Raw genomic sequence first — 26,639 nt, forward strand, 5'->3', positions numbered from 1 at the left:
TGACAGGAGGTCGTCTCTCCAGCTACGCTTTTTGTAGCGTGCGCAATGCGAACAATTGTTCGACAAAATAAAAAGCCACGTTCGGGAGGAGACAATGAACAGGCGAACTGTTCTCAAGGGTGGGGTGTCTCTGTTTGCCGCCAGCAGCCTGCCGTCGGTCGCGCGCGCGCAGGCGCCGAAATCGATCCGCATCGGCTACGCGGTAGCGCTGTCGGGGCCGTACGCTCCGGGCGCGCAGTCGACGACGTGGTCGCAGTACAAGCTGTGGGCCAAGGACGTCAACGACGCGGGCGGCATCTATCTCAAGAAGCACGATCGCAAGGTTCCGGTCGAGCTGATCGACTATGACGACCGCAGCCAGGTCGAGGAAGCGATCCGCCTGGTCGAGCGTCTGATCCTCAACGACAAGGTCGATCTGGTGCTGGCGCCGTGGGGAACGGCGACCAATCTGGCGACGGCGCCGGTGTTCAACAAATACGAATATCCGGTGATTCACTACACGACGTCGGCGATGCGCGTGCGCCAGCTCGGTCCACGCTGGCCCTACTCGTTCTGGGCCCTGGTGCAGCCCGACAACGGCACCGCGCCGCTGGCGGCGATGTGCGCCCAGCTGAAGAAGGACGGCAAGATCAAGGGCCGCATCGCCATCATGCATGTCGCCGACCAGCTCGGTGTCGAGATGGCGACCGCCATGGTCGAGGCCTGCAAGAAGGCCAATGTCGAGATCATCTACAACAAGAGCTATCCGCTGGGCGTTTCTGATCTGCAGCCGCAGATCCGTGAGGTGATGGCGCTCGACCCCGACGCGTTCTTCTGCTTCAGCTATCCGACCGACACCTTCATGGTGACGGAACAGGCGCAGGTCCTGGGTTTCAGCCCACCGATCTTCTACACCGGCGTCGGCACGCCGTTCCCGGCCTACGCCGCGAAGTTCGGCGCCAAGAAGAACGGCGTGCTGCTGTACGGCGCCATCGACGTCACGGCGCCGGGGCAGAAGGAATACATCGAGCGCCACAAGGCGATGTTCAACCGCGGTGTGGAGATCGGCTCGATCGGTACCTACGGCACCCTGCAGGTGCTGCAGAAGGCCATCGAGCAGGCCGGCGAGATCGACCGCAAGAAGATCCGCGACGCCATCGCGGCGGGCACCTTCGAAACCGTCGCCGACATCTACAAGTTCACCGACCAGGTCCATCAGACGGCGTGGGCGGTCGGCCAGTGGCAAGGCGAGGAGGTTGTCGGCGTCTATCCCGCTGACAAGCGTGGCGCCAAGCCGCTGCTGTTCCCCAAGCCCAAGTGGTGATTTCTGTCATCCCGAGCGTAGCGAGGGATCTTCTGCGAATGGCGTGCGGTGCGTCACCCACGGGAGATCCCTCGCTGCGCTCGGGATGACTCGTGTGGATAGAGGCATCGCGCCGTGGTTCTGTTCGAAGCCGTTCTGAGCGGTATCCTGGTCGGCGGCATGTACGGCCTGATCGCGCTCGGGCTGAACCTGCAGTACGGCATCGCGCGCATGATGAATCTCGCCTATGGCGAGGCATTGATGGGCGGTGCCTTCACCGCGTTCTGGTTCTTCACCCTATGGCGCATCGATCCGCTGGCCAGCATGCTGTTCAGCGTGCCGGTGGCGTTCGTCGGCAACTGGCTGATCTATCGCTATCTGCTGACACCGCTGGTGCGCCGCGCCGCGAACCAGGACGTGCTGGAGGCCGACACCATCCTGGTGACCTTCGGCCTGCTGTTCGTGTTCCAGGGAGTGGCGCTGGTGCAGTGGGGCGGCGAATATCGCGGCTACACCTATCTCGCGGTGCCGCTGAACGTGTTGGGTGCCACCGTCGCGCTCAACCGGGTGCTGGCGTTCGCTGCTGCCGTGGCGTTGGCGTTGGCCCTGTACTGGCTGCTGCGATCGACGCGCCTGGGCGGTGCGATGCGCGCGATTGCGATCGATCCCGTTGCAGCGCAGCTGGTTGCCATCGACGTGCCGCGCCTGTCGGCGCTCGCCTTCGCCACCGGCGGCGCGATCATGGCGGTGGCCGGCACCCTGGTCAGCATGTTCCTGTCGTTCAACGCCTCGATCGGCATCGTCTACACGCTGAAAGCGCTGATCGTGGTGATCATGGGCGGCGTCGGCCGCATGTTGGGCTGTCTGATGGCGGGCCTGCTGCTGGGCGTTGCCGAGGCGCTGGGCGCTTACCTGGTCGATCCCGGCCTGACATTGGCGATCAATTTCGCATTGTTCCTTCTGGTCCTCCTGGTACGGCCGCAGGGGTTGTTCAGCCGTGGTTGAGAACACCTGGTTCCGTTGCAGCATCGCGGCCGCCGCGGTTGCTTTCCTCGCCGCCGTGCCGCTGATGGTATCGGCCTACACGGTATCGCTGCTGGTCAGCATGCTGGCCTACATCTCTCTGGCCACCGCCTGGGCCTTCTTCTCCGGCCGCACGCGCTACATTTCGCTCGCCACGGCCGCGTTCGTAGGCATTGGCACCTATACCGTGGCGCTGCTGAGCGATCACCTGCCGCTGCCGATGGTGCTTGTGATCGCGCCTGTCGTCGGCTTCGTGGTGGCCCTGGGTGTGGGACTGGCGACCCTGCGGCTGAGTGGTGTCTACTTCGTGATCTTCACGTTCGGCCTCGCCGAACTGATCAAACAGGTGGTGATCTGGTTCGAGATCAACCAGACCAAAACCCTGGCGCGCTACATCTTCGTCAACGCCAGCGGCGCCCTGATCTATGAACTGCTGCTGGCGACGGCGGTGGTCGTGCTGGCGGGCGTCTGGTGGTTATCGCGCACGCCGCTCGGCTACGCGCTGCGGGTCATCGGCGAGGACGAGATGGTGGCGCGCCATGCCGGCATCGACACCACACGCGTGAAGGTGCTGATTTTCGCTGCGACCTCGGCCGTGATGTCGCTGGTGGGCGCCATTCTGTCACTGCGCTACACCTACGTCGATCCCAACATCGGCTTCAACTCGCTGGTGTCGTTCCAGGTCCTGATCATGGCATTGCTGGGCGGGATCGGCCGGCTCTGGGGCCCGGCCATGGGCGCGATACCCCTGGTGCTGCTGTTCGAGCTGTTATCCGGCACGTTCCCGCACTATTTCAGCATCGCGGTAGGCCTGTGCTTCGTGGTCATCGTCTACTACCTGCCTGGCGGCGTGATGGGCCTGATGGATCGCTGGCGCGCGCGGTTGCGGGCATGAGTGACGCACCGTTGCTGGCCGTCCGCGGCCTGCGCAAGTCGTTCGGCGGTTTGCAAGCCGTGCGCGGATTCGACCTCGATGTTGCTGCGGGTGCCATCGTCGGACTGATCGGTCCCAATGGGTCAGGCAAGACGACGGTGCTCAACCTGATCACCGGCGAGATTGCCGCCGATGGCGGCTCGGTCCGGCTCGCCGACCAGGAGATGGCCGGCCTGCCGGCGTTCCGCATTTGCCGGTCGCAGATCGCGCGAACCTTCCAGCTGGTTCGCATCCTGCCGGGCATGACCACGCGCGAGAACGTCCTGATCGGCCGCCTGTTCGGCGCTGACCCGGCACCGCTGGAGCGGGCGCGCCGCGATGTCGATGTGCTGCTGGACCGGGTCGGTCTCGCCGACCGCGCCGATCAGACCGGCGCGCAGCTCACCTATATCGACCAGAAACGGGTCGAACTGGCGCGGGCGCTGGCGACCCGGCCGCGGCTGTTGCTGCTCGACGAATGGCTGGCCGGTCTCAACCCTACGGAGCTTCAGATCGGTATCGCGCTGATCCGGCAGGTGCGGGACGAGGGCGTGACGATCATCATGATCGAGCACGTCATGGAGGCGATCCGGGCGCTGTGCGACCATGTCGTGGTGATGAGCGCCGGCGCCCTGATCGCGGCTGGCGCACCCGACGCCGTGCTGGCCGATCCCGAGGTCGCACGCGTCTATCTCGGGGACGACGATGCTTGAGGTCGAGAACCTCAGCGTCGCCTACGGCAAGCACGAAGCGCTGCGCGACGTCGCGCTGCGCGTCGAGACCGGCCGCACCGTGGTGATCCTGGGCGCCAACGGTGCCGGCAAGACGACGCTGCTCAATGCCATCGCCGGTCTGGTACCGGCCCGGCCGGGCGCGCGCATCGCCATTGACGGCGCATCGATCCAGCAGGCGCCGGCGCATCGCATCGTCGAACGTGGCGTGGCGCTGGTGCCCGAAGGACGCCGTCTGTTTGGCGAGATGAGCGTGCTCGACAACCTGCGGCTGGGCGCCTACGCGCAGCGTGCGCGCGAAGGCGAGGGCCCGCGACTGGAGCGGATGCTGGCACTCTTTCAGCGTCTGGGTGAGCGCCGTCACCAGCTCACGCGCACGATGAGCGGCGGCGAACAGCAGATGGTGGCGATCGCACGCGCCCTGATGTCGTCGCCGCGCCTGCTGCTGCTGGATGAGCCGTCGCTGGGGTTGAGTCCGCGTTTGGGCAAGGAGCTGTTCGCCACGCTGCGCCAGCTGGCCAGCGACGGTCAGTCGATCCTGCTGGTCGAGCAGGCTGCCCATCTCAGCCTGCGCCTGGCCGACTGGGTTTACGTGCTGGAGAACGGCCGGATCGTGCGATCCGGCACACCCGACGACATCCGCAACGACAACAGCCTGCGGCGGTCCTACCTGGGACTGTGAAGCCCGCCGGGCTTCGCCAGTACGGTCATGTCCGCGTCGATCGTCGCGTAGCGCGCGTAGCGAAAATCGCGGATGGCCGCGAGCCGCCCGTCGGACCATTGCAATAGGACGAAATACAAAACCCGTGTCAGGTCGGCGGGGTCGCAGACCAGCACGGCCAGACGATCCTCAACGCGGCCCAGGGCGTAATGCCAATCCCGCAGCCGGCTATAGTGGCCGACGTATGTCGCCACGTCGCGTCGGCCGGTCGCTTGGGTGCGGCTGACGAGATCGAGCCGCACCTCGTCGGCCAACAGGTCGCGGATGGCATCGAAGTCGCGGGCGTTGAAGCGCTCGATGTAGGCGGCCAGCAGTACCTGTTCCGGCGCTGCAAGGGCAGGGATGGGGCGATCGTCAGGCTCCTGCGCCAGTGCGCGCAGGCGCGTGCGGCCGCGATGCAGGGCGGCTTTCACGGCGGGAATCGTGGCATCCATGATGTCCGACATCTCCTGCAGTGAGTAGCCGAGCACATCCATGAGGATGACACTGCTGCGCTGTGCGACCGACAGGCGCATGAATGTCCGCAGGCTGGCGGCCGCGCTTTGGCGCGCGTCGGTCACGGCGTCGGAATCGACGATCAGATCGGGATCTGCGTCGGTATGGATGGCGTCCTGTCGGGTGCGTCGGCGCAGGTGGTCCAGGGCTGCGTTGTGGGCGATGCGAAACAGCCAGCCTTCGGTCGAGGCGAGGGGGCCGGCATGCGGGAAGGCCTTGACTGCTTTCATCAAGGCGTCCTGCAGGACATCTTCGCCATCGATGACGGAGCCAGCCATGCGGGCGCAGTAGCGGTGCAGTTTTGGCCGCAACTCGCCCAGAAGGCGGTCGAACACAGCGCGGGCATCAGCCTCGCCGGCGATGGATGCGCTCATCAGACTCTCCTTTAGACAGCATTCTGCTCAACCGACTCTAGACGGTTGGGCCGGCCCAAAGGATTCGTCTGCCTTGAACTCTTTTGCGGCGAGCGCCGGTTGCCGCGGGTCTGCAAATCCTTCAAGGCGGCATGCCGAGGGGACCATGGCAGCCGGTCGCGGCCGGTGGTACCACTACGCCGGGATTATCCTGGAAACGAGGCGATACGTCATGACCCGCCGTGCAGCATTGACCGGCCCTGGTGTTTGGCTCGGTGCCGAGATGGCATCATCAGGGCGCTGGATTCGCACCCTGCCGGATAGCGCGCGAGCGGAGATTGATGCGGCCCTCAACGATGTGAACCGCCGTGGCCTTGCCTGGCATCAGATCCGGCGCGAGGACTTCCCGCTGCCCTCGCTTGAAGCCCTGCTCGAAGATGTCGCCGAGGAACTCGAGAACGGCAGCGGCATGGTCAAGCTGCGCGGTGTGCCGGTTGCTGACTATGACGAAACGGCACTGCGGCAGATCTATTTCGGGATCGGATCGCATGTGGGTGCGCCGGTCTTCCAGAACCGCAGCGGCGAACTCATGCGCGCCATCCGGGACGAGGGCGCCGAAGTCGGCCAGCGCTATGGCCAGATCGAGGGCAAGGGTGACGGCAAGCCGTTCCTGTCGTCCTACGCCCGCACCCTGAGCAACGGTCGCCTGCGCTTCCACACCGACCGTACCGACGTCGTGGCGCTGCTCTGCGTGCGGCAGGCCAAGTCGGGTGGCGTCAGCAAGATCTGCAGTTCGGCCGCGGTACACAACGCTTTCCTCGAGCGCCGGCCGGACCTGCTGGAGGTGCTGTTCCAGGATTTCTGGCGCAGCCGCCTGGGCGAAGAGTCGGACAGGGCCGAAACCGTCTATCCGCTGCCGATCTTTGGCGTGCGCGACGGGCGTTTCACCAGCCACTATTCACTGACCTATATCGAGGCGGCCGAACTGGTGCCCGGCGTGCCGAAGCTGACATCCGTGCAGCGCGAGGCGATCGACATGCTGATGGCGCTGGCCGAGGAACTGAGCTTCGAGATGACGCTCGCGCCGGGCGACATTCAATTCCTCAACAGCCACATCACCTACCACGGCCGTACGCCCTTCGAGGACGACAGGTCGACCGGCCATGACCGGATGCTGCTGCGGTTGTGGCTGACGATGCCCAACAGCCGCGCCTTGCCGGCTGGTCACGAGGTGCTGTGGGGCAGCATCGATGCCGGTGCCCGGCGTGGCGGCATTGCCCAAGCCACGGTGTAAGGCGCGCCCGCGGCCAAAAAGCACAACCCTTGCCGCAATCTCAGGGCTGGCGTGCTCACGGGAGGGTTGTCGCGCGCACCGCTCCCGGCCACTGTGCTGCAGCGCAAAATGACCTGTGCAGGGTACCCTTGGCCGGCGAAAACGATGTGGTGCGACGGCGTGATGGGCGCGTGATCGGTCTGATCAGCGCAGCCCATTTCGTCAGTCATTTTTACATTCTTCTGCTGCCGCCGATCTTCGGGCTGGTGAAGGACGAATACGGCGTCAGCTACACCGCGATCGGTCTGGCGCTGACGGCGTTCAACGTCGTGTCGGCAGCATTACAGACGCCGGCCGGATTCCTGGTCGATCGGGTCGGACCGCGAACGATCCTGACCGGCGGATTGCTGCTGGGCGCCATCGCGATCGCCGTGGCCGCCCTGGTGCCGGGCTATTGGGTGCTGGTGTTGGCGTTTGCTGTGCTGGGGCTGGCCAACACGGCGTACCATCCCTGCGACTACGCCATTCTCTCGGCGACGATCGACGGCAAGCGCATCGGCAAGGCGTTCTCGATCCACACCTTCGCCGGTTATCTCGGCAGCGGCGTGGCGCCGCCGATCATCCTGCTGTGTGCCGCGACCTGGGGTTGGCGCAGCGCCTTCCTGCTGGCATCGGCGATGGGTATCGTGGTGGCACTGCTGCTGATCACCCAGGGCAGCGTGTTGATGCGCCCGGCGGCGCCGAAGGCTCGACAGGAAGCGGCGCCAGCTGGACCGGAAGGATGGCGGCTGCTGTTCTCAGCACCCATTCTGCGCAACCTGATGTTCTTCGCGCTGCTGGCCATGGCCAATGGCGGGTTGCAGAATTTCTCGGTCGTGGCGTTGGGCTCCCTGCATGGCACGCCGGCGTCGGCCGCCAACTTCGCCCTCTCCGGCTTCCTGTTGCTGAGCGCGGTGGGCGTGCTGGTCGGCGGCATCATTGCCGATCGTACATCGCGGCACGAACGCGTGGCGGCGCTGTGCTTTGCGGCGACGTCGACCATGGTCGTCCTGATCGGCTGGGTGGACCTCAATTCCATCCTGCTCATCGCCGTCATGTCCATCGGCGGGTTGCTCAACGGCATCATCCAGCCGTCGCGCGACATGATGGTACGAGCCGTGACGCCTGCCGGCGCCTACGGCAAGGTGTTCGGCTTCGTGTCGACGGGTTTCAATATCGGCGGCATGGTATCGCCGCTGCTCTACGGGTGGTTGATGGATCGCGGCGAGCCGCGGCTGATCTTCGTACTGGTCTGCGGTTTCATCCTGTTGTCATTGTTCACCGTGATCACCCGACCGCGGCCGGCGCCCGTCGTGGCGAGGCCTGTGGCCGCCGAGTGACCACAGCGCTTTTTTGCGCTGTTCAAAGTTTTTTGCTTGGATGTGCAGTGATCACGTCCGTGTTAGCGTGTTTCATCCTATATATTGTGGTCGGATGATCGGGCTGGTCGGCGTGTTGATCGGCTAGATGTCTGTTGGTTGCGTGTGTACCCTCGGCAGCTGGGGCGTAACGGTCGTTGGCGTGCGCGCGTGGTGAGCGACTCCAAAGAAGCGGAGCTATGGGTCAGGCTATGTGGAAGGTGCGGGTTAACGGGATCGTCAGCCGCTGGGTCGATGGGGCGCGCTATCCCGTGACCGAGGCGGACTGGAAAATGCAAAAGCTGGAAGGCGACACGTTCCGGTTCAGCCGTTTCGGGGAGGACGACTTCGAGCTCAGCGGCAAGGAGGTCCGCACCTACGTCTATGCCAAGGCGCTCGTCATCGTCGAGGGCACGTGGCCGTGATCGGCTCATCCTTTCTCAGTATCGTAAGCGCGTGCCAATCGCTTGGGCGCCTGCAGGCGCCAGGCACGCTCCAGGCGTAACGCAAGTTCCACGTCATCGATCTTCGACAGCCGGACGAGGACAGCGGGCCACCCCTTGTAGTGATCGGTCTCGAAATAGATATCCGGCGCCGTTTCCATCAGCAGTGCCTTCTCCCCGAGGGGACACATCAACACCAGCGTGTCCCTGTCTTTCACCCGCATCAGTGACTTGCCATGGACTTTCAAAGCGGGTGTGCCGAACCATGACGCGACATCGACGTCCGGTAGCCTGCTCGCTGCCGCATGCGCCCGTGCAAAAGCCGGGCTCAGATCCTCACCCGGCGGCTTTGCGTTGTAGGTTGTCCGTGTCCTGCTACCGGCTTTCGCTTTGGCGCCGCCGCGTGTCATGGAGGGACCCTCGATCGTCCCGCTGACGGTTGCGGTTCGAACGTGCAAAGTCAACCAGGGGGAGACGACGGCCGCCGACGCAGATGCATGGCGACCTGCGGCCATGCCTGTCGGCCCAGCGCCTGCCAGCGTTCAACGACGGGTGCCGGCAGAACGCCGATAGCGGTTTGCCAGGACGCGCGTCTCTTCATGCGGCCGTACCAGTCAGCGAGAGCCTGGCGTCCCGCCGACTCGATCAGGACCGCCAGACCCATCTGCTCCAGGCGCGCGACATAGGGCAATGCCGTCAGATCGGCCAGGCTGACAGTGTCGCCAACCAGACAAGCCGATCCAGTCAGCGCATCGTTCATGGCATCCAGCATCTCTTCCTGGGTCAGGACGGCATCGGCGAATTCCGGCGCATCAACACCCAGGTGCGCCGCCGCGGCGCGTAGTGTCCGATCACGCCGGTTCGGCATGGCCTGCAGCAATGCCGAGAGCCGGTCGGATGACAGCGCGCGCAGCGTCGGCCGGCCCAGCACCGCGTAGTGCATCATGCCATTGGCCGGATGATGCACGTCGTCCAGGCGCCGGATCCAGGCGCGCATACGCTGGCGCGCTACGGGATCGACGGGGCGCAGGGCTGGTTCGGGGAAGACGTCGTCGAGGTACTCCAGGATCGCCGCGCTCTCGATCAGGATCGCATCATTGTGCACCAGTGTCGGCACGACGCCGCGTGGGTTGAGCGCACGATAGGCCGGCGTGTGCTGTTGGCCCGCCTGCAGGTCGACCTCGACGCTCTCCCAGGCGATGTGCTTCTCCGCCAGCGCCAGCCGCACTTTCTGGGACGAGGCCGAGAACAGATTGTGATGCAGTCGCAATGTCACCGCGGTGTGCTCCGTCAGTCGCCATGACGGATTTGAACGGCCGCGTGGTCAGCGGGCAATTACGTCCGACGTCATCGTCACCGTTTGAACGGGCGGTGGGCGATCCGCTGCGCCCGTCTGACCTTGTCGGTGCTGTCGCCGGCGATCGGCGTATAGATGACCAGCCTCAGGTCCGGCGCATCTTCGACGATGAAGGACGTGTGCTCGAAGCGGATCTCGCCCAGCGTCGGATGCTGAAAGCGCTTGATACCTTCGCCGCGGCCCATCACGTCATGCTGCGCCCACCAGCGATGGAATTCGGGGCTGGTGTCATCGAGCTCGCGCACCAGAGCCGCAAAAGCCGGATCATCGCCCGCCCGGCTGAACTCGAGGCGGAACTTGGCCAGCATGGCACGCGCATCGTCGGCCCAATCCGGCATCATGCGGCGATGGTCGGGGCTGGAAAACACCAGCCACAGCATGTTGCGCCGCTCGGCCGGCACCATGCCGAGGTCACCCAGCACCGTGCTCATGGCCGTATTCCACGCCAGCACGTCCCAGCGCGCGGTCTTCACGTAAGCCGGGTTGGGAATGGTCTCCAGCGTGTGCTCCAGCGCCGGTGTCACGCGAGAGGAGGGCACGGGCACCACCGGCGGCGGACGATGATGCGCCAGGGCAAACAGATGAGCCCGTTCCGCCGGATCCAGGCGCAAAGCGCGCGCGACGTTCTCGAGGAAATGCGATGACACCGAGATCGCGCGACCTTGCTCCAGCCACGTGTACCAGGTGACGCCGATACCGGCGAGCTGCGCCACCTCCTCGCGCCGCAGGCCCGGTGTCCGACGTCGCGATGTCGGTGGTATGCCGACGTCGAGCGGCGACAGGCGTGCCCGCCGGGTGCGCAGGAAAGCCGCCAGTTCCTGTCGACTGGGCAGGGATGGATGAATGTCCGGCATGTCGGTGATCCGGGTGGTGCTGATACCAGGATAACTTCCCTTCTGGTCCCATCATACCATATCCGCTGCACTATCATCCCGGCGCGCGACCGCGGCGGTGAACGCGTGGGAAGGGATGACATGAACGCCATGGATGTTCGCGTCGGCACTGCCAGTGTCCGATCCGCCGATCGGCGATGGGCAGGACTGGCGGTCTTGCTGACCGGTGCGTTCATCGCCGTCATGAACGCGATCATCGTCAACGTCGCGTTGCCCAGCGTTCGCGACGATCTCGGCGCCAGCTTCACCGAACTGACGGCTGTCGTCGCCTACTACAGCCTCGCCTACGCCATGGTCCTGATCACGGGCGGTCGGCTCGGCGATCTCCAGGGCCGCCGGCGTGTTTTCGTTTGGGGGCTGGGCGCCTTCACCGTGGCCTCCGGCCTGTGCGCGCTGGCGCCGACGCCTGAGATCCTGATCGGCACGCGCATCCTGCAGGGGATTGCGGCCGCCGTGATGTACCCGCAAGTGATGTCGCTGATCCGCGTGACGTTCGTGGACCCGTGGGAGCGAGCGACAGCCTTCGCTGCCCTGGGCATTGCGCTGGGCCTGTCGGCGATCGTCGGACAGTTCCTGGGTGGCCTGCTGGTCGACATCAACCCCTGGGGCCTCGCTTGGCGATCGGTCTTTCTGATCAACGTCCCGGTAGGCTTGGTCGCGATGGTTGCGGCAACGAAGCTGGTGGCGGAGTCGCGGTCATCGACCGCACGTCGGTTTGATGTCCTTGGCGTTGGGCTCAGCGCGGTGGGGCTAGGCCTGCTGCTCTATGCGCTGATCAATGGGCGTGCTGCCGGCTGGCCGGCATGGACGTTTGTCATGCTGGCCATCGCCGCTGCCGTGCTGGCGCTGTTCGTGATGCATCAGCGGGCGCGGTCGACCGCCGGCAGTAGCGGCACGGCTCTGGTTGATACGGCGCTGCTGACCAATCGCACCTTCGCGGTGGGAATCGTGATGGCACTCGTCGTTCACGCGACGATCGTCGCGTTTCCCTTCCTGCTGGTCTTCCTGTTCCAACTCGGTCTGTCGCACTCCGCGTTCGAGACCGGTGTCATCATGGTGCCCCACGCGATCATCTTCATGATCGCATCGCTTGCGGTCAGCCGGCTCATCGCGTGGTTCGGCCGCACCGCGGTGCTGGCGAACGGCGCGCTGCTGACGGCCATGGGCTTTGCCGCCGCCGCCATCACCCTGTCGGTCGTCGACACGCCGTCGGGATGGCACGTGATTCCGGCGTTGATGGTGGTCGGCGCCGGCCAGGGGCTGGTGCTGACGCCGATGCTGAACGCCATCATGAGTGGCGTGCCGGAAGACCTGGCCGGATCGGCATCGGGGTTGACCAGCACCATGCAGCAGGTCGGCGGTGCCTTCGGCGTGGCGATGATCAACCTGCTGTACTTCGGTGCGCTGCAGGCATCGTCGGTCGGCGCGCAGGCAGCGCACGTCGCCGCTTTCCAGGTCGGTGCCGGCGGTGCCGTCGCGGCGGCCCTCATCACGCTTGTCCTGGCCCTGCTGCTGCCCCGGCCCGCCGGTCAGGCTTGAGCATCTACCTTCCCTGGGAGACACGAACATGACCCTGGATGACAACAAGCAGCTCGTCGGACGGCTATCGCAATTGGCGTTCAACGAGCGCAAGCCGGAAGAGGCGATCGAGCTTCTGGCCGCCGACTTCCGTACCCACGCCGGCAGTCAGGCACGGGGCGCTGATGGGTTCACGGACCTCGTCGAGACTTTCCTCGCGGGGTTCGCCGATTTCCGAGGCGAGACGCTGCACATGCTCGCCGAGGGCGACAGGGTCGTGATTTTCACCCTGTGGCGTGGCACCCATACCGGCACGTTCCGCGGCCTCGCGCCGACCGGGAAGCGGGTGGCATTCGAAACGGCCGATCTGTTCCGCGTTGCTGGCGGACGGATCGTCGAGCATTGGGATGTCGTCGATCGGCTCGCGCTCCAGAGCGCGCTGATGTCCTAGCCGTCCGCCTGGTTCTAGCGGCGATGCGTCGCGCGATAGGCCGCCAGCCGGGCCTCCGGCGACAGCACGGGCGGTACCGCCACGGGTTTGGCACCGAGGCCGCGCCAGAGCGCGACCCAGACCGTGGCGCCCGCCAGCACGGCCGTGGCCAGCAATCCGCCTTCCGGGCCCCAGGCACCGCCCGTAATCATGGTGGGGCCGGTCAGGGTCCAGGCCATCGCCGAACCACCCTCGGGTTCGATGCCACTCAGCGGCACACCCCAGAGATTGGACAGTGACCAGTTCCAGCCGGCATGCCAGGCACAGCTGGCCCACAGGCCGCCGGTGCGCAGCGCCAGCAGCGACAGGAAGACGGCAAACAGCACCAGGTTGATGCCCGGCAGGATGCCGAAGCCGGGGTTGCGCGAATGGGCCCATGTGAAGGCGATCGTGACAATGGCGATGGCGATCGGTGGGCCCAGGCGCACCGCCAGCACGTTCTGCATCCAGCCGCGATAGATCATTTCCTCGGTCGAGGCCTGGACGGCGAACATCACGGCCGCCACGACGATACCCTGCATCGCCGCCATGCCGATCAGGTCGGTACCGGGCGGCCGCGGTGTGATCATGCCGAACATGCCGAGCATGCCCATGATCAGCCCGGTGAACAGCAGCGCCAGCCCCAGCCCGAGCGGAATGCCCAGCAGTGCCCCGCGGGCGTGAAAGCCGATGGTATGAAACGGCCGCCCCTCGGCCAGCCGCACCCACAACAGCAAAAGCAGGGCGGTAAAGGCGAACGCCAGGATGGTGATGATCGTCGAAAAGTAAGTGGTGTAAAGCGGCTCGGACAGCGCCTTGAGCAGACTGCCCAGAGGCGGTACGGCCAGTGGCGCCAATACGGCGGTCACCAGCACCAGCACACCGCCGCCCAACGGGATGGCCAACCACCCTGGCGTGATGCGTCTGCCCCGGCGAACCTCCGCCACCAGGCTGTTGTCGCGCGACAAGTCGGTGCGCACTGATCTCCCCCCAGTCGACGCATCCTGCCCTGAGGGAGATCATATACACGAAGTGAGCGACCGCGCGACTCTGCACCCGCGTTTCGGACCAAATTCTTGTTGGCCGGGAGGGAATGCCCCCTCCCTACGCCCCGCGGTTCATCCGGTTGCCGACCAGGTCGTCGACCACGGCAGGATCGGCGAGCGTCGAGGTGTCGCCGAGGTTGGTGTACTCGTTCTCGGCGATCTTGCGCAGGATGCGGCGCATGATCTTGCCCGAGCGCGTCTTGGGCAGGCCGGGCGCCCACTGGATCAGGTCGGGCGCGGCGATCGGGCCGATCTCCTTGCGCACATGGGCCACCAGCTCCTTGCGCAGGTCCTCGGTCGGCTCGATGCCCGCCTTCAGGGTGACGTAGGCGTAGATGCCCTGGCCCTTGATGTCGTGCGGATAGCCGACCACCGCCGACTCGGCGACCTTGGGATGCGCCACCAGCGCCGACTCGACTTCGGCCGTGCCCATCCGGTGGCCGGAAACATTGATGACGTCGTCGACGCGACCCGTGATCCAGTAGTAGCCGTCCTCGTCACGGCGGCAGCCGTCGCCGGTGAAGTAGCAGCCCTTGTAGGTCGAGAAATATGTATCGATGAAGCGCTGATGGTCGCCGTAGACCGTGCGCATCTGGCCGGGCCAGCTGTCGGTCAGCACCAGGTTGCCGGTGCAGGCGCCCTGCTGCTCGACGCCATTGGCATCGACCACGGCAGGCTTGATGCCGAAGAACGGCAGTGTCGCCGAACCGGGCTTCAGGGGCGTGGCGCCGGGCAGCGGCGTGATCAGGATGCCGCCGGTCTCCGTCTGCCACCACGTGTCGACGATCGGGCAGCGCGAATCACCGACCACCCTGTGATACCACAGCCAGGCTTCGGGGTTGATCGGTTCGCCGACCGAGCCCAGCAGGCGCAGGCTGGCGCGGCTGGTTTTTTTCACCGGTGCCTCGCCCTCGCGCATCAGGGCGCGGATGGCGGTGGGGGCCGTATAGAAGGTATTGACCTTGTGCTTATCGATGACCTGCCAGAAGCGCGAGCTGTCGGGCCAGTTGGGAATGCCCTCGAACATCAGCGTCGTGGCGCCGTTCGCCAGCGGTCCATAGACGATGTAGGAGTGGCCGGTGACCCAGCCCACGTCGGCGGTGCACCAGTAGATGTCGCCATCGTGATAGTCGAAGACATATTGGTGCGTCATCGAGGCGAAGACCAGATAGCCGCCCGACGTGTGCAGGACGCCCTTCGGCTTGCCGGTCGAGCCCGACGTGTACAGGATGAACAGCGGATCTTCCGCGTTCATCGGCTCGGGCGGACAGTCAGCCGCCACCTTGGCACAGGCCTCGTGATACCAGACGTCCCGGCCTTCGACCCAGTCGATCTTGCCGCCGGTGCGGCGCACCACCAGCACCGTCTTGACGTCAGGGCACTTCTTCAGTGCCGCATCGGCGTTGGCTTTCAGCGGTACCTTGCGGCCGCCGCGCAAGCCCTCGTCGGCCGTGATGACCACGGTGGAGCCGCAATCCTCGATCCGGTTCACCAGCGAGTCGGGGGAGAAGCCGCCGAACACCACCGAGTGGATGGCGCCGATGCGGGCGCACGCCAGCATGGCGTACGTCGCCTCGGGAATCATCGGCAGGTAGATGGTGACGCGATCGCCCTTCTTGACGCCATGCGCCTTCAACGCGTTGGCCAGTCGACTCACCTCACCGTGCATCTCGCGATAGGTGATGTGCTTGCTCTCGGCCGGGTCGTCGCCTTCCCAGATGATCGCCGTCTGATCGCCGCGCGTGGCCAGATGCCGGTCGATGCAGTTGGCCGAGACGTTGAGCGTGCCGTCATGGAACCAGCGGATGTGGACCTTGCCGGTGTAGTCGACATCTTTCACGTGGGTATAGGGCTTGATCCAGTCGATGCGCTTGCCGTGTTCGCCCCAGAACGTCACGGGGTCGTCGATGGAGGCCTGGTACATCTGCTTGTACTTCGCAGCATCGACGTAGGCCTTGGCCGCTACTTGCGGCAGTACGGGCAGGATTTGCTCGCTCATTCCCTTCCCTCCCTCGGCGGCACCGAATCACCCAAAGCATTTGCTTGTTGATATTGGTTGTAGCCAGCCGATGCGCTGCCTGCCAAGCGGTGTTGCGCCGCAGCATGAAAATGTCGCACTCGGGCTGTGCGTGTCATCGTCCGCAATTTGTCACGGCATGGCAGCAGAGGTGCCGGACCGGGAAAGGCACTGCCGCCGGCTCGCAACGATCTGAGTACGCTTGAGATTCAGAAAAGCCGCGCCTTTGACGGCAGGATCGTCGCGACCACCGGCGACCGTCAGCAACTTCGATGTGCACGGTGCGTTTTCTCTGATGCACGACCTGCACAACGGAGAATGCTGATGTTTGTCCGGTTCTGTACGGCTGTCGCGATGGTTGGTCTTGCCGCTCTCGCAACAGCGTCACCGGCTGGCGCCCAGTACCCCAGCCGCGAGGCGTGTGCCGTTTATGATTTTCCACCCGGCACACCCGAATATCGGCTTTGCGTTGAGCGGGAATTGGAAATGCGTCGGCTCGGTCGCATGAACCGTGAGTACGGTGCGGCGCGCGTTCTGTCCGATTCCGAGCGTGCCTGTACGTACTATGGCCTGACACCGGGATCGCCGCGCTATGAACGCTGCGTGCGGCGTGAAGTCGAGTTGCGCAGTCCTGAGTAACTGTCCGTAGGCGGCTTCATGGCGGCGCGTTCTTCGCGTCGCCATGAAGATCCCGCTGCGAGGAGGATCCCTCAATCCTTGGGTGGCACGAACATGTAGCCGACACCGCGCACGGTGCGAATGGCGTCGGGATGTGCCGGGTCGATTTCGATTTTGCGGCGCAGGCGGGTGATACGCAGGTCGATGGCGCGATCGAATGCCTCCATCTCGCGATGGGCAGTCACTTCGAGCAACCAATCGCGTGCCAGCGGCCGATTGGGATTCTCGGCGAACACTTTGAGCAGATCGAATTCGCTGGCCGCCAGCGGTTCTTCATTGCCATCGGTCGGGTCAACCAGGACGCGCTTCTCGAGGTCCAGCACGCGCCGCCCCATGCGCAGGCGTTTGCCGGTCGTGACCGTGACCGCGCCAGTCGCGCGGCGCATCACGCTTTTGACGCGCGCCAGCAGCTCGCGCGGATCGAATGGCTTGGGAATGTAGTCGTCGGCGCCGGTTTCCAGTCCGACGACGCGATCGATGGTATCGCCTGCCGCCGTCACCATGATGATGCCGATGCGGCCGCTCTTTTCGCGCAGCCAGCGGGCCAGCGCAAAGCCGTCCTCGCCCGGCAAGCCGACATCGAGCATGACCAGATCAGGCGGATCGCGCTCGACAAGCTTGCGGAAAGCGGCGCCGCCATCGACGCCTGAGACGCGATAGCCGTTGCGCCCCAGATAATCGACGAGAAGCTGGCGCTGAGCGGCCTCGTCCTCGACGACCACGATATGTGGACGTGTGTCCTTTGCCTGTGCCACTGGATCTCCCCCGGCCTCCCGGCTGAACCGGCAGGCCGCCCCCATTTGTGAATCTTGCAGGTCGGCGAAGCGCCGGTCAATTCGCGAAAAAGAAACGATCCGCGTCGGCTCGATGGGTACGCGCGGGCGACGACGGGTCGTCAGGGCCGCGATCGATTGAAGACGACGGCGCCCTGGGCGCGCGCGTAGTCCTCGGTGCAGATCGTGCCGGTCCGGCCCTTGAGGCGCGGGAACGCTGCCTCCAATTCCGCCAGCGTCGTGTTCTCCTTGACGCGCACATGGTGCACGCAGACGGCCCCGTCGGGCGACCAGCCGGCCTCGAACGCATCCGCCGTATCGTTCTCGGCCGTCTGGACGCCGAAGCGGTCGTAGACATCGATGCGCATGCCGTCCTTGGTGAAGGGTTTGCCTTGGCCGCCGTAGTCGCCGCGGACCATGCGGGTGCAGGCGTTGTAGGCCTCATGCAGGCCCGTGCCATCGGTGGCACGCGACCAGGGCAGGTAGCCGAAACGCACGCACTTGCCCTGCGCACCGCTGGTGCAGACCAATTCGAAAACGCCGGGTTCAGCCGGCTTGAAATCACCTTGCGGTGTGCTGCGGCCGGCCAGGGGGAAGCCTTGGCGCCGGCCATCCGGTCCGGCCGTGCAGAAATTCTGGGCGTTGCCGTCGGCACCAAGCACGGAGAACGTATGCAGCCAGACCACATCGGATGCCGGTCGGTCGGCGCGCGTATCCTCCGGGTCGCGTTCGACGGCGTCGATGCGCAAGCGCACGGTGCCGCCACCCGCGGCGATCACCAGGGTCGCGCCGACGAGCTGTGGCGAGCGCAGCACCCGGCCATCGCTCATCGTCACCTTGAACTGGGTGCCCTCGGCCTCGATCGTTTGAAGGACCGGCGGCTGCGCAGCAGGTGCTGACTGGGCCGCAGCCTGGCCCACGCTCAGCAATGAAGCGACAATCGCCAATGATGGAGCGCGCACGGACATGTCTCTCTCCGAACGGTCTGGTCACAGTTGTGGCACTGCGGGTCGAGAGGACGTTACCGAGACTGTGTATTGCGCGCGTGTCGTGGGCGGCTATTCCATGTGTCATCTGTATCGCAAACAGCCGTGAAATATGCGTCTCCACCGCTGCCGGAAGTACTTCGGCATGTTTTCGCCCTATACAGGCCACACCGATTTCGCATTAAGTATCAAGCATAAGGCGTGTCCGCCGAAGGCTTGCGGTCATTGCGGGGCAGTGCGCCCCGCATGTGTTCGCAATCATTTGGCGATGGCACGCACCATTATTGATGACGGATGCGTCAGCGTCCGCTGCGAGCCACCGAATATACGGCCCGCAGAAAATTATTGGGGTGAGACGCCGTGGTTCAGGCGGTCGAAAGTTTACAATATGATTCCGTCCTGACCTCCTTCGTCGAGGACTGCGCCCACATCTGGGCAACCTGGCTTCAGGACGGTCTGCCGACCAGTACCGTCAGTCGCAAGCAGCGGCGGGAACGGCGGTTCAAGACCGCTGTCAGTCGCATGACCATGTTCATGGTCCGCCCCAGCGTCGAATTTGCGACCAGCGGCAGCTGGGGTGCCTTCAACTGGATGCGGTGGCGGCTTCGGATCAATCAGAGCTACACCGGCCAGGACGCCATCCGTTACAAGGACTTCGTCGAACTGTGCAGCACCGTCTATCACGAGACGCGGCACGCCGAGCAGTTCTATCGGATCGCACAAGGTTTGGCGGCGGGCAATCTCCGGCTACCGGACGCCAGGGCGGTTCAGGTCACGCGGCGGCTGCCGGCGCGGGGCGGGATCCGGTCCTGCGTCGTGACGTTCGAAACCGACGCCGTCGAGGACGATCCGCGCTATCTGACGGCCACGCAGCGCGCCCATTTGATCGCTGACCGGCTGCGCATCCCGCTGCCGGTAGCCCAACATGCCGACCACCAGCGCGATAGCTTCGCACACTATGTTGCGGCCATCAGGCCGGCCTGGTTCCGGCGTGCGACGCTCGATGAAGTGAACGACTGGTTGCGCGCGACCTACAAGAAGCGCTTCTCCGAATCCGGGACATGGATGCAGCGCCCGCAGGGGCCCTACCGGATGCATCGCAACCGTCCCGAGGAATATGACGCGCGCAGCCTGGAGGAACTGGTCCAGGCAGCCCTGTACCGGCGCATCGGGCACGATACGCCGCGCAACCGGCAGAAAAAGCGCACGGATATCGATCTGTTCGGCATCTGATCGCTGCCGTCACGGCGTCAAGTGGACGGTGGCGGACCGTCGGTTATCCGCCCGCGATACAGACGATACAAAACCCCGCACTGGCGATACGGTGGCGATACAGGCGGCACCGATAATGTGCCGTGACGGATCGAACCATGGCCTCCAAGTTATTGAACGCCGCACGCCCACCCCGCGGTGGCGCGGCGCCTTCTGCTTCTCGCCCGGCCGCGCCGAAAAAAGCGGCTCGAAAGGCGTCGCCGGCGCGCAAGCGGCGCGGTGGCGGCACCACGGGCGCTTCCCTGGCATTGCTGCGCACGGTCATGGACAACATGGCCGACGGCGTGCTGGTGGTCGGCATCAATGCCAAGGTCATGTTGGCCAATCAGCGCTTCGCCGACCTTGTCGAAGGGCCCTATGACCTGTTCCAGCCGGGGCACTCCATCCGCGAGGCGATGCGGTACCTGTTCGAGCGCGGTGACTACCTCTCCAACGACGCCTTCGCGAAATTCTGGAAAACCAACATCGAGCGGCTGCGCACGCTGGGTGGCCTCACCTACGTGCGCCGAACCCCCAGCGGCCGCTACGTCGATTTCCGGTTCACGGTATTGCCCGAAGGGCGGGTTATCGTCGTCAACCGCGACGTCACCAAGCTGAAGCAGGGCGAGGACGAAGCAGCGCGGACGCGCGACATGTTCCAACTCGTCCTCGACAACATGACCGACGGAGTCATGCTGTTCGACAAGGACTTCCGCTGGCAGATGACCAATCGCCAGCTCATGGAGTTTCAGCGGTTTACGCCGGAAGTGGCACGGCCAGGTATCTCGGGTCGCGATATCCTGCGCTTCCAGGCCCAGCGTGGTGACTTCGGGGCGGCGGACGACATCGAGCAGCAGGTCGAAGACCGCGCCGCCATGATGCTGAAGCCGGGCGGCAACCGTTACGAGCGGCGCACGGCCGGCGGCCGCTACATCGAGTTCAATTTCAAGCCGCTGTCCGACGGCGGCTTGCTGGCGATCTATCGCGACCTGACAGACCGCAAGGCGCAGGAAGAGGCGCTGGAGCGGGCCGAACGCCGGTTGCGCGAGGCGGTCGAGAACCAGGCGGGCGGCTTTGCCCTCTATGACTCCGAATTGCGCCTGATCACCTGCAACAGCGCCTTCATTGCCATCGCGCCTGATGTGCCCGAGCGCTACACGCCGGGCACGAAGCTGGAGGATGCGCTGCAGGCGCTGGCCCGCAGCGGCAATCTACCCAACGTCGATGCTTCGAATGCCCAGCGCTGGCTCGACCGAACCATGCGCTACATGCGCAACCCCGCGGGGCATGTCGAAGTGCCGCTGGCGGGCGGCCGCTGGATGCAGCTCGAGGGCCGCAGGACGCCCGACGGCAATACGGTGCTGATGTTCACCGACCTCACGGCGTTGAAACGCCGCGAGGCGGAGCTGGCAAGCGCCAAGGCGGAGCTGGAAAGCACGGAGCGCCGGCTGCGCGACGCGGTCGAGAACCAGGCTGGTGGATTCGCGTTGTACGATGCCGACCTGCGACTGGTCACCTGCAACAGCACCTTCGCTTCGATGAAGCCTGATGTTCCCGAGCGGCGAACGCCGGGTGTGTTGCTGGAGGATGCGCTGTGGGCGGTCGCCAAGGCGCGGGCCATCCCGGGCGTTGACGGCGATCATGGCGGGCCGTGGGTCGAGCGCTGGTTGAATTATATGCGCAACCCGGTCGGCCGCATGGAGGGCGGCTCCACCGATGGACGGAAGCTGCAGTTCGAGGCGCGCAAGACTCCCGATGGTGGCACGGTGGTGATGGTCACCGACCTCACCGAGTTGAAGCGGCGCGAAGAAGAGCTGGCGAGCGCCAAAGCCGAGTTGGAGACGGCGCGCGAGGTGATGCGCACTGTTCTCGACAACATGACCGACGCCGTGATGCTGTACGAGAAAGACGGGCGCTGGTCGTTCGCCAATCGCGCCATGCACGAATTCCACCGCATACCGCCCGAAACCATGGCGCGCCTGCGGACACTCGAGGACGTCGCCCGGTTTCAGGTCACGCGCGGCGACATGGGGCCGATCCAGGACATCGAGACCGAGGTCAAACGGCGCGTGGCCGCCGTATCGGCGCCGGAAGGTGCTCTCTATCATCGTCGTACGCACGATGGCCGTTTTCTCGAGCTCCGTTTCATCCCGGTTCGTGACGGCGCCACGCTGTCGATCCATCGCGACCTGACGGAACTCAAGAACAGCGAAGAGGAGGTCGCCGAAGCACGACGGCGGATGACACACGCCATCGAAACGCTGAGCGATGCCTTCGCGCTGTTCGATGACCAGGAGCGGTTGATCGTCTGCAACGAAGCCTATCGCCTGATGATGGCCAACGTTCCGCGCGCCATTACGCCGGGCGAGAAGCTGGAGGATGGGCTGCGCGACTTCGCGGCAGCAGGTTATGCGCCCCGCGCTGCGGGTCGTGAAGAGGCCTACGTGCAGGCGAGTCTGGACCTGCACCGGCAGGATGGCATTTCGGTCGAGCTGCGCGTGCGCAACGATCGCTGGGCCCGGCTGTTCGTGCGCAAGACCCCGGATGGCGACACCGTCACGCTGTTCACCGACATCAGCGAGCTGAAGGACCGCGAGGGGCAGCTCAAGCAGGTGGCGACGGAGGCCGAGCAGGCACGCGATGAAGCCGAGGCCGCCAACCAGTCAAAATCGACGTTCCTGGCCACCATGAGCCATGAGATCAGAACGCCCATGAACGGCGTGCTGGGCATGATGGACGTCCTGGAACGCCAAGGGCTGGACGCGGCGCAGCACGCCACCGTCGGCACCATGCGTGACTCGGCGCAGGCGCTGCTGCGCATCATCGATGACGTGCTGGATTTCTCCAAGATCGAGGCTGGGCGGCTCGAACTGGAGTCGACCGCATTCTCGCTCAGCGGCATGATCGAAAGCGTGGTCGGTACGTTCCGCACGCAGACCGCCGCCAAGGGTCTGTCGCTGGGGCTGAACATCGATCCGGGTTCCGCCGATGCACTGCTGGGTGATCCCACGCGGGTGCGCCAGATCCTGTTCAACCTGCTGGGCAATGCCGTGAAGTTCACCGAGCGCGGCGGTATCCGCGTGCGGGCCGCGACAGCGCCGGCGGGCGGCGGCCGGGCCCAGGTGACGTTGGCTGTCGCCGATACCGGGATCGGCCTGGACGACGAACAGCGTGCCCGGCTGTTTCGGCCGTTCGCCCAGGCCGACAGCTCGACCACCCGTCGCTTCGGCGGTACCGGCCTGGGGCTGTCGATCGTGCGTCGGCTCGCCCAACTGATGGGCGGCGACGTGGCAGTCGAAAGCGCCGCGGGTGCCGGTTCGACCTTCTCGGTGACGCTGCTGCTGGATACGGCACCGGACAGTTCGCCGCTGAAGTCGTTGCCGCGGGCCGGCACCGGGATGCCGTCGGCGCGCCCGCGCGCGGTGCCGCGGCAGGGCGCACGCGTGCTGGTCGTCGACGATCATCCGGTCAACCGCGAGGTCCTGGTGCGCCAGCTCGATCTGCTGGGAATCGATGCCGACACGGCCGTCGACGGTGTCGAGGCACTGGCGGCCTGGGTACCCGGCCGCTATGCCGCCGTGCTCGCCGACATCCATATGCCACGCATGGACGGCTATGAGCTGGCGCGGCGCATTCGTATCGCCGAGAGCGAGCGGAGCGGTGCGGGTGGGCGCACGCCGATGGTGGCCGTCACGGCCAATGCCATGCGCGGCGAGGAGGAGCGCTGCCTCGCCGCCGGTATGGATGCCTATCTCGCCAAGCCCGTGACCATCGATCGCCTGCGCGCGGCCTTGGAGCGCTGGCTGCCGATGGATGGTTTTGATCAGGCCAGCGACACGTCGGGAAGAGGCGGCCGCGTCGCTGCGCCGGCGATCGACCGTGGCGTCCTGGGCGCGTGGCTGGGCGATGACGGCATCGCGATCCAGGCCCTGCTGGCTAAGTTCCGCGATACGGCGATCGAGGCCGAGCGCGAGATCGGTGGTGCGTTGCGGACCGGTGATTTCGCCAACGTGGCGATGGCAGCTCATCGCTTGAAGGGCGCGGCGCTGACCGTGGGTGCCGGCGCCGTCGGCGACGCTGCGGCCGAATTGGAGCGCGCCGGCAAGGCGGGCGACCGTGGTCGCTGCCAGGACGGCCTCGGCCCGCTGGCCGCCGAACTGCGACGGGCGCTGGCGGAGATCTGAAGCCCGGGGCGGCGCGGATCGCGCGCCTACGGGACGGCGGGAGTCGCGCGGTCGGCTTGCGGGGGCGTGCGCACGATGAAGTGCGGTGTACCAGCGTCGTCGAGCGTTGCCAGAGATACGCCGTAGATCTCGGCCAGGCGTTCGGGGGCCAGGGTCTGTCGCGTGGGGCCGCAGGCGACCAGGCGGCCACGGTCGAGCAGGGCGATGCGATCGCAGTAGGCGGCGGCCAGATTGATGTCGTGCAGCACCACGATGCCGCCGACGCCGTTGCCGACGAAACGGCGGATGGCCTCGAGCAGCGCATGCTGATGGCGCAGGTCGAGGCTGGCGGTCGGCTCGTCGAGCATCAGGAAGCGGCAGGGTGCATCATCGGTGGCGGTCCACACCTGGGCCAGTGCGCGGGCGGCCTGGACGCGCTGCCGCTCGCCGCCGGACAGGCTGGGATAGAGCCGACCGGCCAGATGGGCGACGTCGGCCAGCGCCAATGCGGCAGCGACAATGCGTCGATCGTCTGCCGCGCTGGTACGGCCAGCGTGCGGCATACGAGCCAGCGTCACCACCTCGTGCACGGTGAAATCGAACGCGACGCTGGCCGACTGGGTCATCACGGCCCTGACCCGCGCCAGCGCCTCGGTTGGCCAGGCGCCGGGCGCGCGGCCATGCAGTGTCACCGTACCGGTATCGGGCTTGCGGTCGCCGGCCAGCACGGACAGCAGGGTCGACTTGCCGGCGCCGTTGGGGCCGAGCAGGCCCAGCACCTCGCCCGGTTGCGCCGCGAGCGACACATCGTGCAGCAGCGTCGCGCTGCCGATGCGTACCGAGACGGATTGCACCGCGAGCGTCATGTGTCGGCCAGCCGCAGGCGGCGCGCCAGCAGCCACAGGAAGAACGGCCCGCCGATCAGTGCCGTCACGACGCCGATCGGCATTTCGGCCGGCGCCACGATCAGGCGTGCCGCGAGGTCGGCGGCCGTCAGCAGTGCGGCGCCCAGCAACGTGGCGCCCGGCAATACCAGGCGATGACCGGGGCCGCAGGCGATGCGCAGCAGATGCGGCACCACCAGCCCGACAAAACCGATGATGCCGCAGACCGAGACCGAGGCGCTGGTGGCCAGCGCCACCAGGACCAGAATCCGGCGCTTCAGGTGCTCGACGTCGACGCCGAGGTGACCCGCTTCGCGCTCACCCAGCGCGAAAGCGTCGAGCGCGCGTGTGTCGCGCATCAGCATGATCGTCGGGATGACGATCAAGGGCAGCGCCAGCGGCAGGGATGTCCAGGTCGCGGCGCCCAGGCTGCCCATGGTCCAGAACACCAGGCTGCGCAGCTGTTGCTCGTCGGCGATGAAGGTCAGGAATCCGATGCCGGCGGCGCACAGCGCATTGATCGCGACGCCGGCCAGCAGGATGGTGGCCACCGAGGCCCGTCCATCGCGCAGGCCGAAGCGGCGCACGACGGCCGTTGCCAGAAGACCGCCGACGAAGGCTGTCGCCGGCAGGACCCAGGGCCGCATGGCGGGGCTGAGCAGGTGCAGGACCTTGTCGCCGAGCACGATGGTGGCGACAGCCGCCAGCGCCGCGCCGCTCGACACGCCGACCAGGCCGGGATCGGCCAACGGGTTGCGAAACAGGCCCTGCATGGCCGCACCGGCGGCGGCCAGTGCGGCGCCGACCGCCAGGGCCAGCAGCACACGCGGCAAGCGGATGGCGAACAGAACCGCCTCCTGCTGTTGCGAAGCGGTGCTGACGGCAAGTCCAATGCGATGGGCGAATGCCGACAGCGTCTCCAGCACGCCAATGCGCACGGGTCCCAGGGCCAGGCCGGCAACGCCCATCACGGCGGCCAGTACCGCCAGCGCCAGCAGCACGGGCACTGTGGCGGGTCGGCGCACCGCGTTGCCCGCGTTCAGCGCGATGATGGTCATCGGGCCGTGGCCAGCCCCAGCTCGGGGTGCAGGAATGCGGCCAGGTGGCGCGCCGCCTCGGGCGTGCGCGGGCCAAAGCCCAACAGCAGCAGCGCGTCGAGTGCGAACACGCGGCGCGCCTTGCCGGCCGGCGTCAGGGCCAGTGATGCGGCCGCCAGCAGGTTGTCGACGCCGCCCAACGCCTGCAGCGTCTGTGCCGAGACCATGAGCACATCGGGCGCCTGCGCCAGTGCCCCTTCCGCCGTGATCGGCCGGTAACCCTCGTAGCTGGTGATGGCGTTCGTACCGCCGGCCAGGCGGATGATGCCGTCGGCGGCGGTCACGCGGCCGGCGGCTTGCGGCGGGCCCTGCGAGACCGACAGCAGTGACAGAACCTTCGGGCGCTCGGCGGCCTGCGCCAGCTTGTCGGCCAGGCTCGACATCTCGGCGCGACTGGCGGTGATCAGGCTGCGCGCGGCGTCCTGTCGGCCCAGTGCCGTGCCGATGCCGTCGATCTTGCGCAACACGCTGTCGAAATCGTAGTCGTCCGGCAGCACCAGCGTGGCGACGCCGGCGGTGCGCAACTGGTCGAATGCGGCAGGCGGGCCGGCGGCAGTGGTCGAGATGATCAGGGTTGGCCGTAGCGACAGCACACCCTCGGCCGAGATCTGCCGCATGTAGCCGACCCGCGGCAACTGCAGCGCCGGTTCGGGATACATGCTCGTGGTGTCGGCACCGATCAGCCGGTCACCGGCGCCCAGTGCATAGACGATCTCGGTCACCGAGCTGCCGATGGCGACCACGCGGGAGGCGTCCGGGATGTCGACCATACGGCCGGCGTGATCGGCGACGGCCGTCCGTGCCGATGCGCGGCCGACGCCCAGCACCGCCGCGGCGGCCAGCGATGCGACCAGGGGGCGACGACGCAGCGTCATG

At 66.0% G+C, this 26,639-nt stretch carries 24 protein-coding genes; 13 read left to right on the plus strand and 11 right to left on the minus strand.

Annotated features, from left to right (window positions below):
• The first annotated feature begins 94 nt into the window (after positions 1-94).
• From FQU96_RS02750 to FQU96_RS02770, 5 genes are all read left to right on the plus strand, one after another.
• Positions 95-1,303 (plus strand): amino acid ABC transporter substrate-binding protein, encoded by a 1,209-nt coding sequence (locus FQU96_RS02750; protein WP_146539298.1) that lies wholly within the window; start codon positions 95-97, stop codon positions 1,301-1,303.
• Between the two features lie 114 nt (positions 1,304-1,417).
• Positions 1,418-2,287 (plus strand): branched-chain amino acid ABC transporter permease, encoded by an 870-nt coding sequence (locus FQU96_RS02755; protein WP_178130272.1) that lies wholly within the window; start codon positions 1,418-1,420, stop codon positions 2,285-2,287.
• Positions 2,280-3,200, plus strand: coding sequence for a branched-chain amino acid ABC transporter permease (locus FQU96_RS02760; protein WP_255467804.1), 921 nt, complete (start codon positions 2,280-2,282; stop codon positions 3,198-3,200). The genes FQU96_RS02755 and FQU96_RS02760 overlap by 8 nt, the downstream gene beginning before the upstream one ends.
• Positions 3,197-3,931, plus strand: a complete 735-nt coding sequence (locus FQU96_RS02765) for an ABC transporter ATP-binding protein (protein ID WP_146539299.1) — start codon at positions 3,197-3,199, stop codon at positions 3,929-3,931. The genes FQU96_RS02760 and FQU96_RS02765 overlap by 4 nt, the downstream gene beginning before the upstream one ends.
• Positions 3,924-4,631 carry an ABC transporter ATP-binding protein gene (locus FQU96_RS02770; RefSeq protein ID WP_146539300.1) on the plus strand — a complete coding sequence of 236 codons (708 nt, stop codon included), beginning with the start codon at positions 3,924-3,926 and terminating at the stop codon, positions 4,629-4,631. Before FQU96_RS02765 ends, FQU96_RS02770 begins: the two co-directional genes overlap by 8 nt.
• On the opposite strand, the gene FQU96_RS02775 is transcribed toward FQU96_RS02770, so the two are convergent.
• Positions 4,616-5,539, minus strand: a complete 924-nt coding sequence (locus tag FQU96_RS02775; RefSeq protein WP_146539301.1) for a sigma-70 family RNA polymerase sigma factor — start codon at positions 5,537-5,539, stop codon at positions 4,616-4,618. The two genes, FQU96_RS02770 and FQU96_RS02775, sit on opposite strands and share 16 nt — an antisense overlap.
• Before the next feature lie 211 nt (positions 5,540-5,750).
• Between FQU96_RS02775 and FQU96_RS02780 the strand changes: the two genes are divergently transcribed.
• From FQU96_RS02780 to FQU96_RS02790, 3 genes are all read left to right on the plus strand, one after another.
• Complete coding sequence (locus tag FQU96_RS02780; RefSeq protein ID WP_218574579.1) at positions 5,751-6,812, plus strand: TauD/TfdA family dioxygenase; 1,062 nt, start codon at positions 5,751-5,753, stop codon at positions 6,810-6,812.
• A 170-nt stretch (positions 6,813-6,982) separates the two neighbouring features.
• Positions 6,983-8,170 (plus strand): MFS transporter, encoded by a 1,188-nt coding sequence (locus FQU96_RS02785; RefSeq protein WP_178130273.1) that lies wholly within the window; start codon positions 6,983-6,985, stop codon positions 8,168-8,170.
• 218 nt (positions 8,171-8,388) lie between these two features.
• Positions 8,389-8,613 carry a hypothetical protein gene (locus FQU96_RS02790; RefSeq protein WP_146539303.1) on the plus strand — a complete coding sequence of 75 codons (225 nt, stop codon included), beginning with the start codon at positions 8,389-8,391 and terminating at the stop codon, positions 8,611-8,613.
• 5 nt (positions 8,614-8,618) lie between these two features.
• On the opposite strand, the gene FQU96_RS02795 is transcribed toward FQU96_RS02790, so the two are convergent.
• The 3 genes from FQU96_RS02795 to FQU96_RS02805 all read right to left on the minus strand — a co-directional run bounded on the left by FQU96_RS02795 (position 8,619) and on the right by FQU96_RS02805 (position 10,842).
• On the minus strand, positions 8,619-9,041 hold the full coding sequence (locus FQU96_RS02795) for an MmcQ/YjbR family DNA-binding protein (protein WP_146539304.1): 423 nt from the start codon (positions 9,039-9,041) through the stop codon (positions 8,619-8,621).
• 50 nt (positions 9,042-9,091) lie between these two features.
• Complete coding sequence (locus tag FQU96_RS02800) at positions 9,092-9,907, minus strand: glutathione S-transferase family protein (protein ID WP_146539305.1); 816 nt, start codon at positions 9,905-9,907, stop codon at positions 9,092-9,094.
• 77 nt (positions 9,908-9,984) lie between these two features.
• Positions 9,985-10,842, minus strand: coding sequence for a helix-turn-helix transcriptional regulator (locus FQU96_RS02805; RefSeq protein WP_146539306.1), 858 nt, complete (start codon positions 10,840-10,842; stop codon positions 9,985-9,987).
• A 120-nt stretch (positions 10,843-10,962) separates the two neighbouring features.
• Between FQU96_RS02805 and FQU96_RS02810 the strand changes: the two genes are divergently transcribed.
• The gene (locus tag FQU96_RS02810; RefSeq protein ID WP_178130274.1) at positions 10,963-12,420 is read left to right on the plus strand and encodes an MFS transporter; all 1,458 of its coding nucleotides are present in this window, start codon (positions 10,963-10,965) and stop codon (positions 12,418-12,420) included.
• 28 nt (positions 12,421-12,448) lie between these two features.
• Positions 12,449-12,850, plus strand: a complete 402-nt coding sequence (locus tag FQU96_RS02815) for an ester cyclase (protein ID WP_146539308.1) — start codon at positions 12,449-12,451, stop codon at positions 12,848-12,850.
• 14 nt (positions 12,851-12,864) lie between these two features.
• On the opposite strand, the gene FQU96_RS02820 is transcribed toward FQU96_RS02815, so the two are convergent.
• Positions 12,865-13,848, minus strand: a complete 984-nt coding sequence (locus FQU96_RS02820; RefSeq protein WP_146539309.1) for a CPBP family intramembrane glutamic endopeptidase — start codon at positions 13,846-13,848, stop codon at positions 12,865-12,867.
• A gap of 124 nt (positions 13,849-13,972) precedes the next feature.
• Positions 13,973-15,913 (minus strand): acetate--CoA ligase, encoded by a 1,941-nt coding sequence (gene acs / locus FQU96_RS02825; protein WP_146539310.1) that lies wholly within the window; start codon positions 15,911-15,913, stop codon positions 13,973-13,975.
• A 504-nt stretch (positions 15,914-16,417) separates the two neighbouring features.
• Here acs and FQU96_RS42080 point away from each other — a divergent pair.
• Positions 16,418-16,570, plus strand: coding sequence for a hypothetical protein (locus FQU96_RS42080; protein WP_178130275.1), 153 nt, complete (start codon positions 16,418-16,420; stop codon positions 16,568-16,570).
• Positions 16,571-16,641: 71 nt separating this feature from the next.
• Here the strand turns inward: FQU96_RS42080 and FQU96_RS02830 are convergent, their stop codons facing one another.
• Positions 16,642-17,364, minus strand: a complete 723-nt coding sequence (locus tag FQU96_RS02830) for a response regulator (protein ID WP_255467810.1) — start codon at positions 17,362-17,364, stop codon at positions 16,642-16,644.
• Positions 17,365-17,504: 140 nt separating this feature from the next.
• Positions 17,505-18,350: an ADYC domain-containing protein gene (locus tag FQU96_RS02835; protein WP_146539312.1), complete on the minus strand. Its 846-nt coding sequence runs from the start codon at positions 18,348-18,350 to the stop codon at positions 17,505-17,507.
• Positions 18,351-18,728: 378 nt separating this feature from the next.
• Here FQU96_RS02835 and FQU96_RS02840 point away from each other — a divergent pair, with 378 nt between their 5' ends.
• Both FQU96_RS02840 and FQU96_RS02845 read left to right on the plus strand, forming a co-directional pair.
• A complete protein-coding gene (locus FQU96_RS02840; protein WP_146539313.1) occupies positions 18,729-19,601 on the plus strand; it encodes a hypothetical protein in 873 nt (290 codons plus the stop codon).
• Positions 19,602-19,738: 137 nt separating this feature from the next.
• Positions 19,739-23,803, plus strand: coding sequence for a PAS-domain containing protein (locus tag FQU96_RS02845; RefSeq protein ID WP_146539314.1), 4,065 nt, complete (start codon positions 19,739-19,741; stop codon positions 23,801-23,803).
• Between the two features lie 26 nt (positions 23,804-23,829).
• Here the strand turns inward: FQU96_RS02845 and FQU96_RS02850 are convergent, their stop codons facing one another.
• From FQU96_RS02850 to FQU96_RS02860, 3 genes are read right to left on the minus strand one after another with little or no spacing between them, the layout of a single operon-like run.
• On the minus strand, positions 23,830-24,648 hold the full coding sequence (locus FQU96_RS02850; protein WP_146539315.1) for a heme ABC transporter ATP-binding protein: 819 nt from the start codon (positions 24,646-24,648) through the stop codon (positions 23,830-23,832).
• A complete protein-coding gene (locus FQU96_RS02855) occupies positions 24,645-25,724 on the minus strand; it encodes an iron ABC transporter permease (RefSeq protein WP_146539316.1) in 1,080 nt (359 codons plus the stop codon). The genes FQU96_RS02850 and FQU96_RS02855 overlap by 4 nt, the downstream gene beginning before the upstream one ends.
• On the minus strand, positions 25,721-26,638 hold the full coding sequence (locus FQU96_RS02860) for a hemin ABC transporter substrate-binding protein (protein ID WP_146539317.1): 918 nt from the start codon (positions 26,636-26,638) through the stop codon (positions 25,721-25,723). Before FQU96_RS02860 ends, FQU96_RS02855 begins: the two co-directional genes overlap by 4 nt.
• Position 26,639 lies beyond the last annotated feature (1 nt).

This window comes from Reyranella sp. CPCC 100927 (assembly GCF_007859315.1).
In the GTDB taxonomy this organism is placed as follows: Bacteria; Pseudomonadota; Alphaproteobacteria; order Reyranellales; family Reyranellaceae; genus Vineibacter.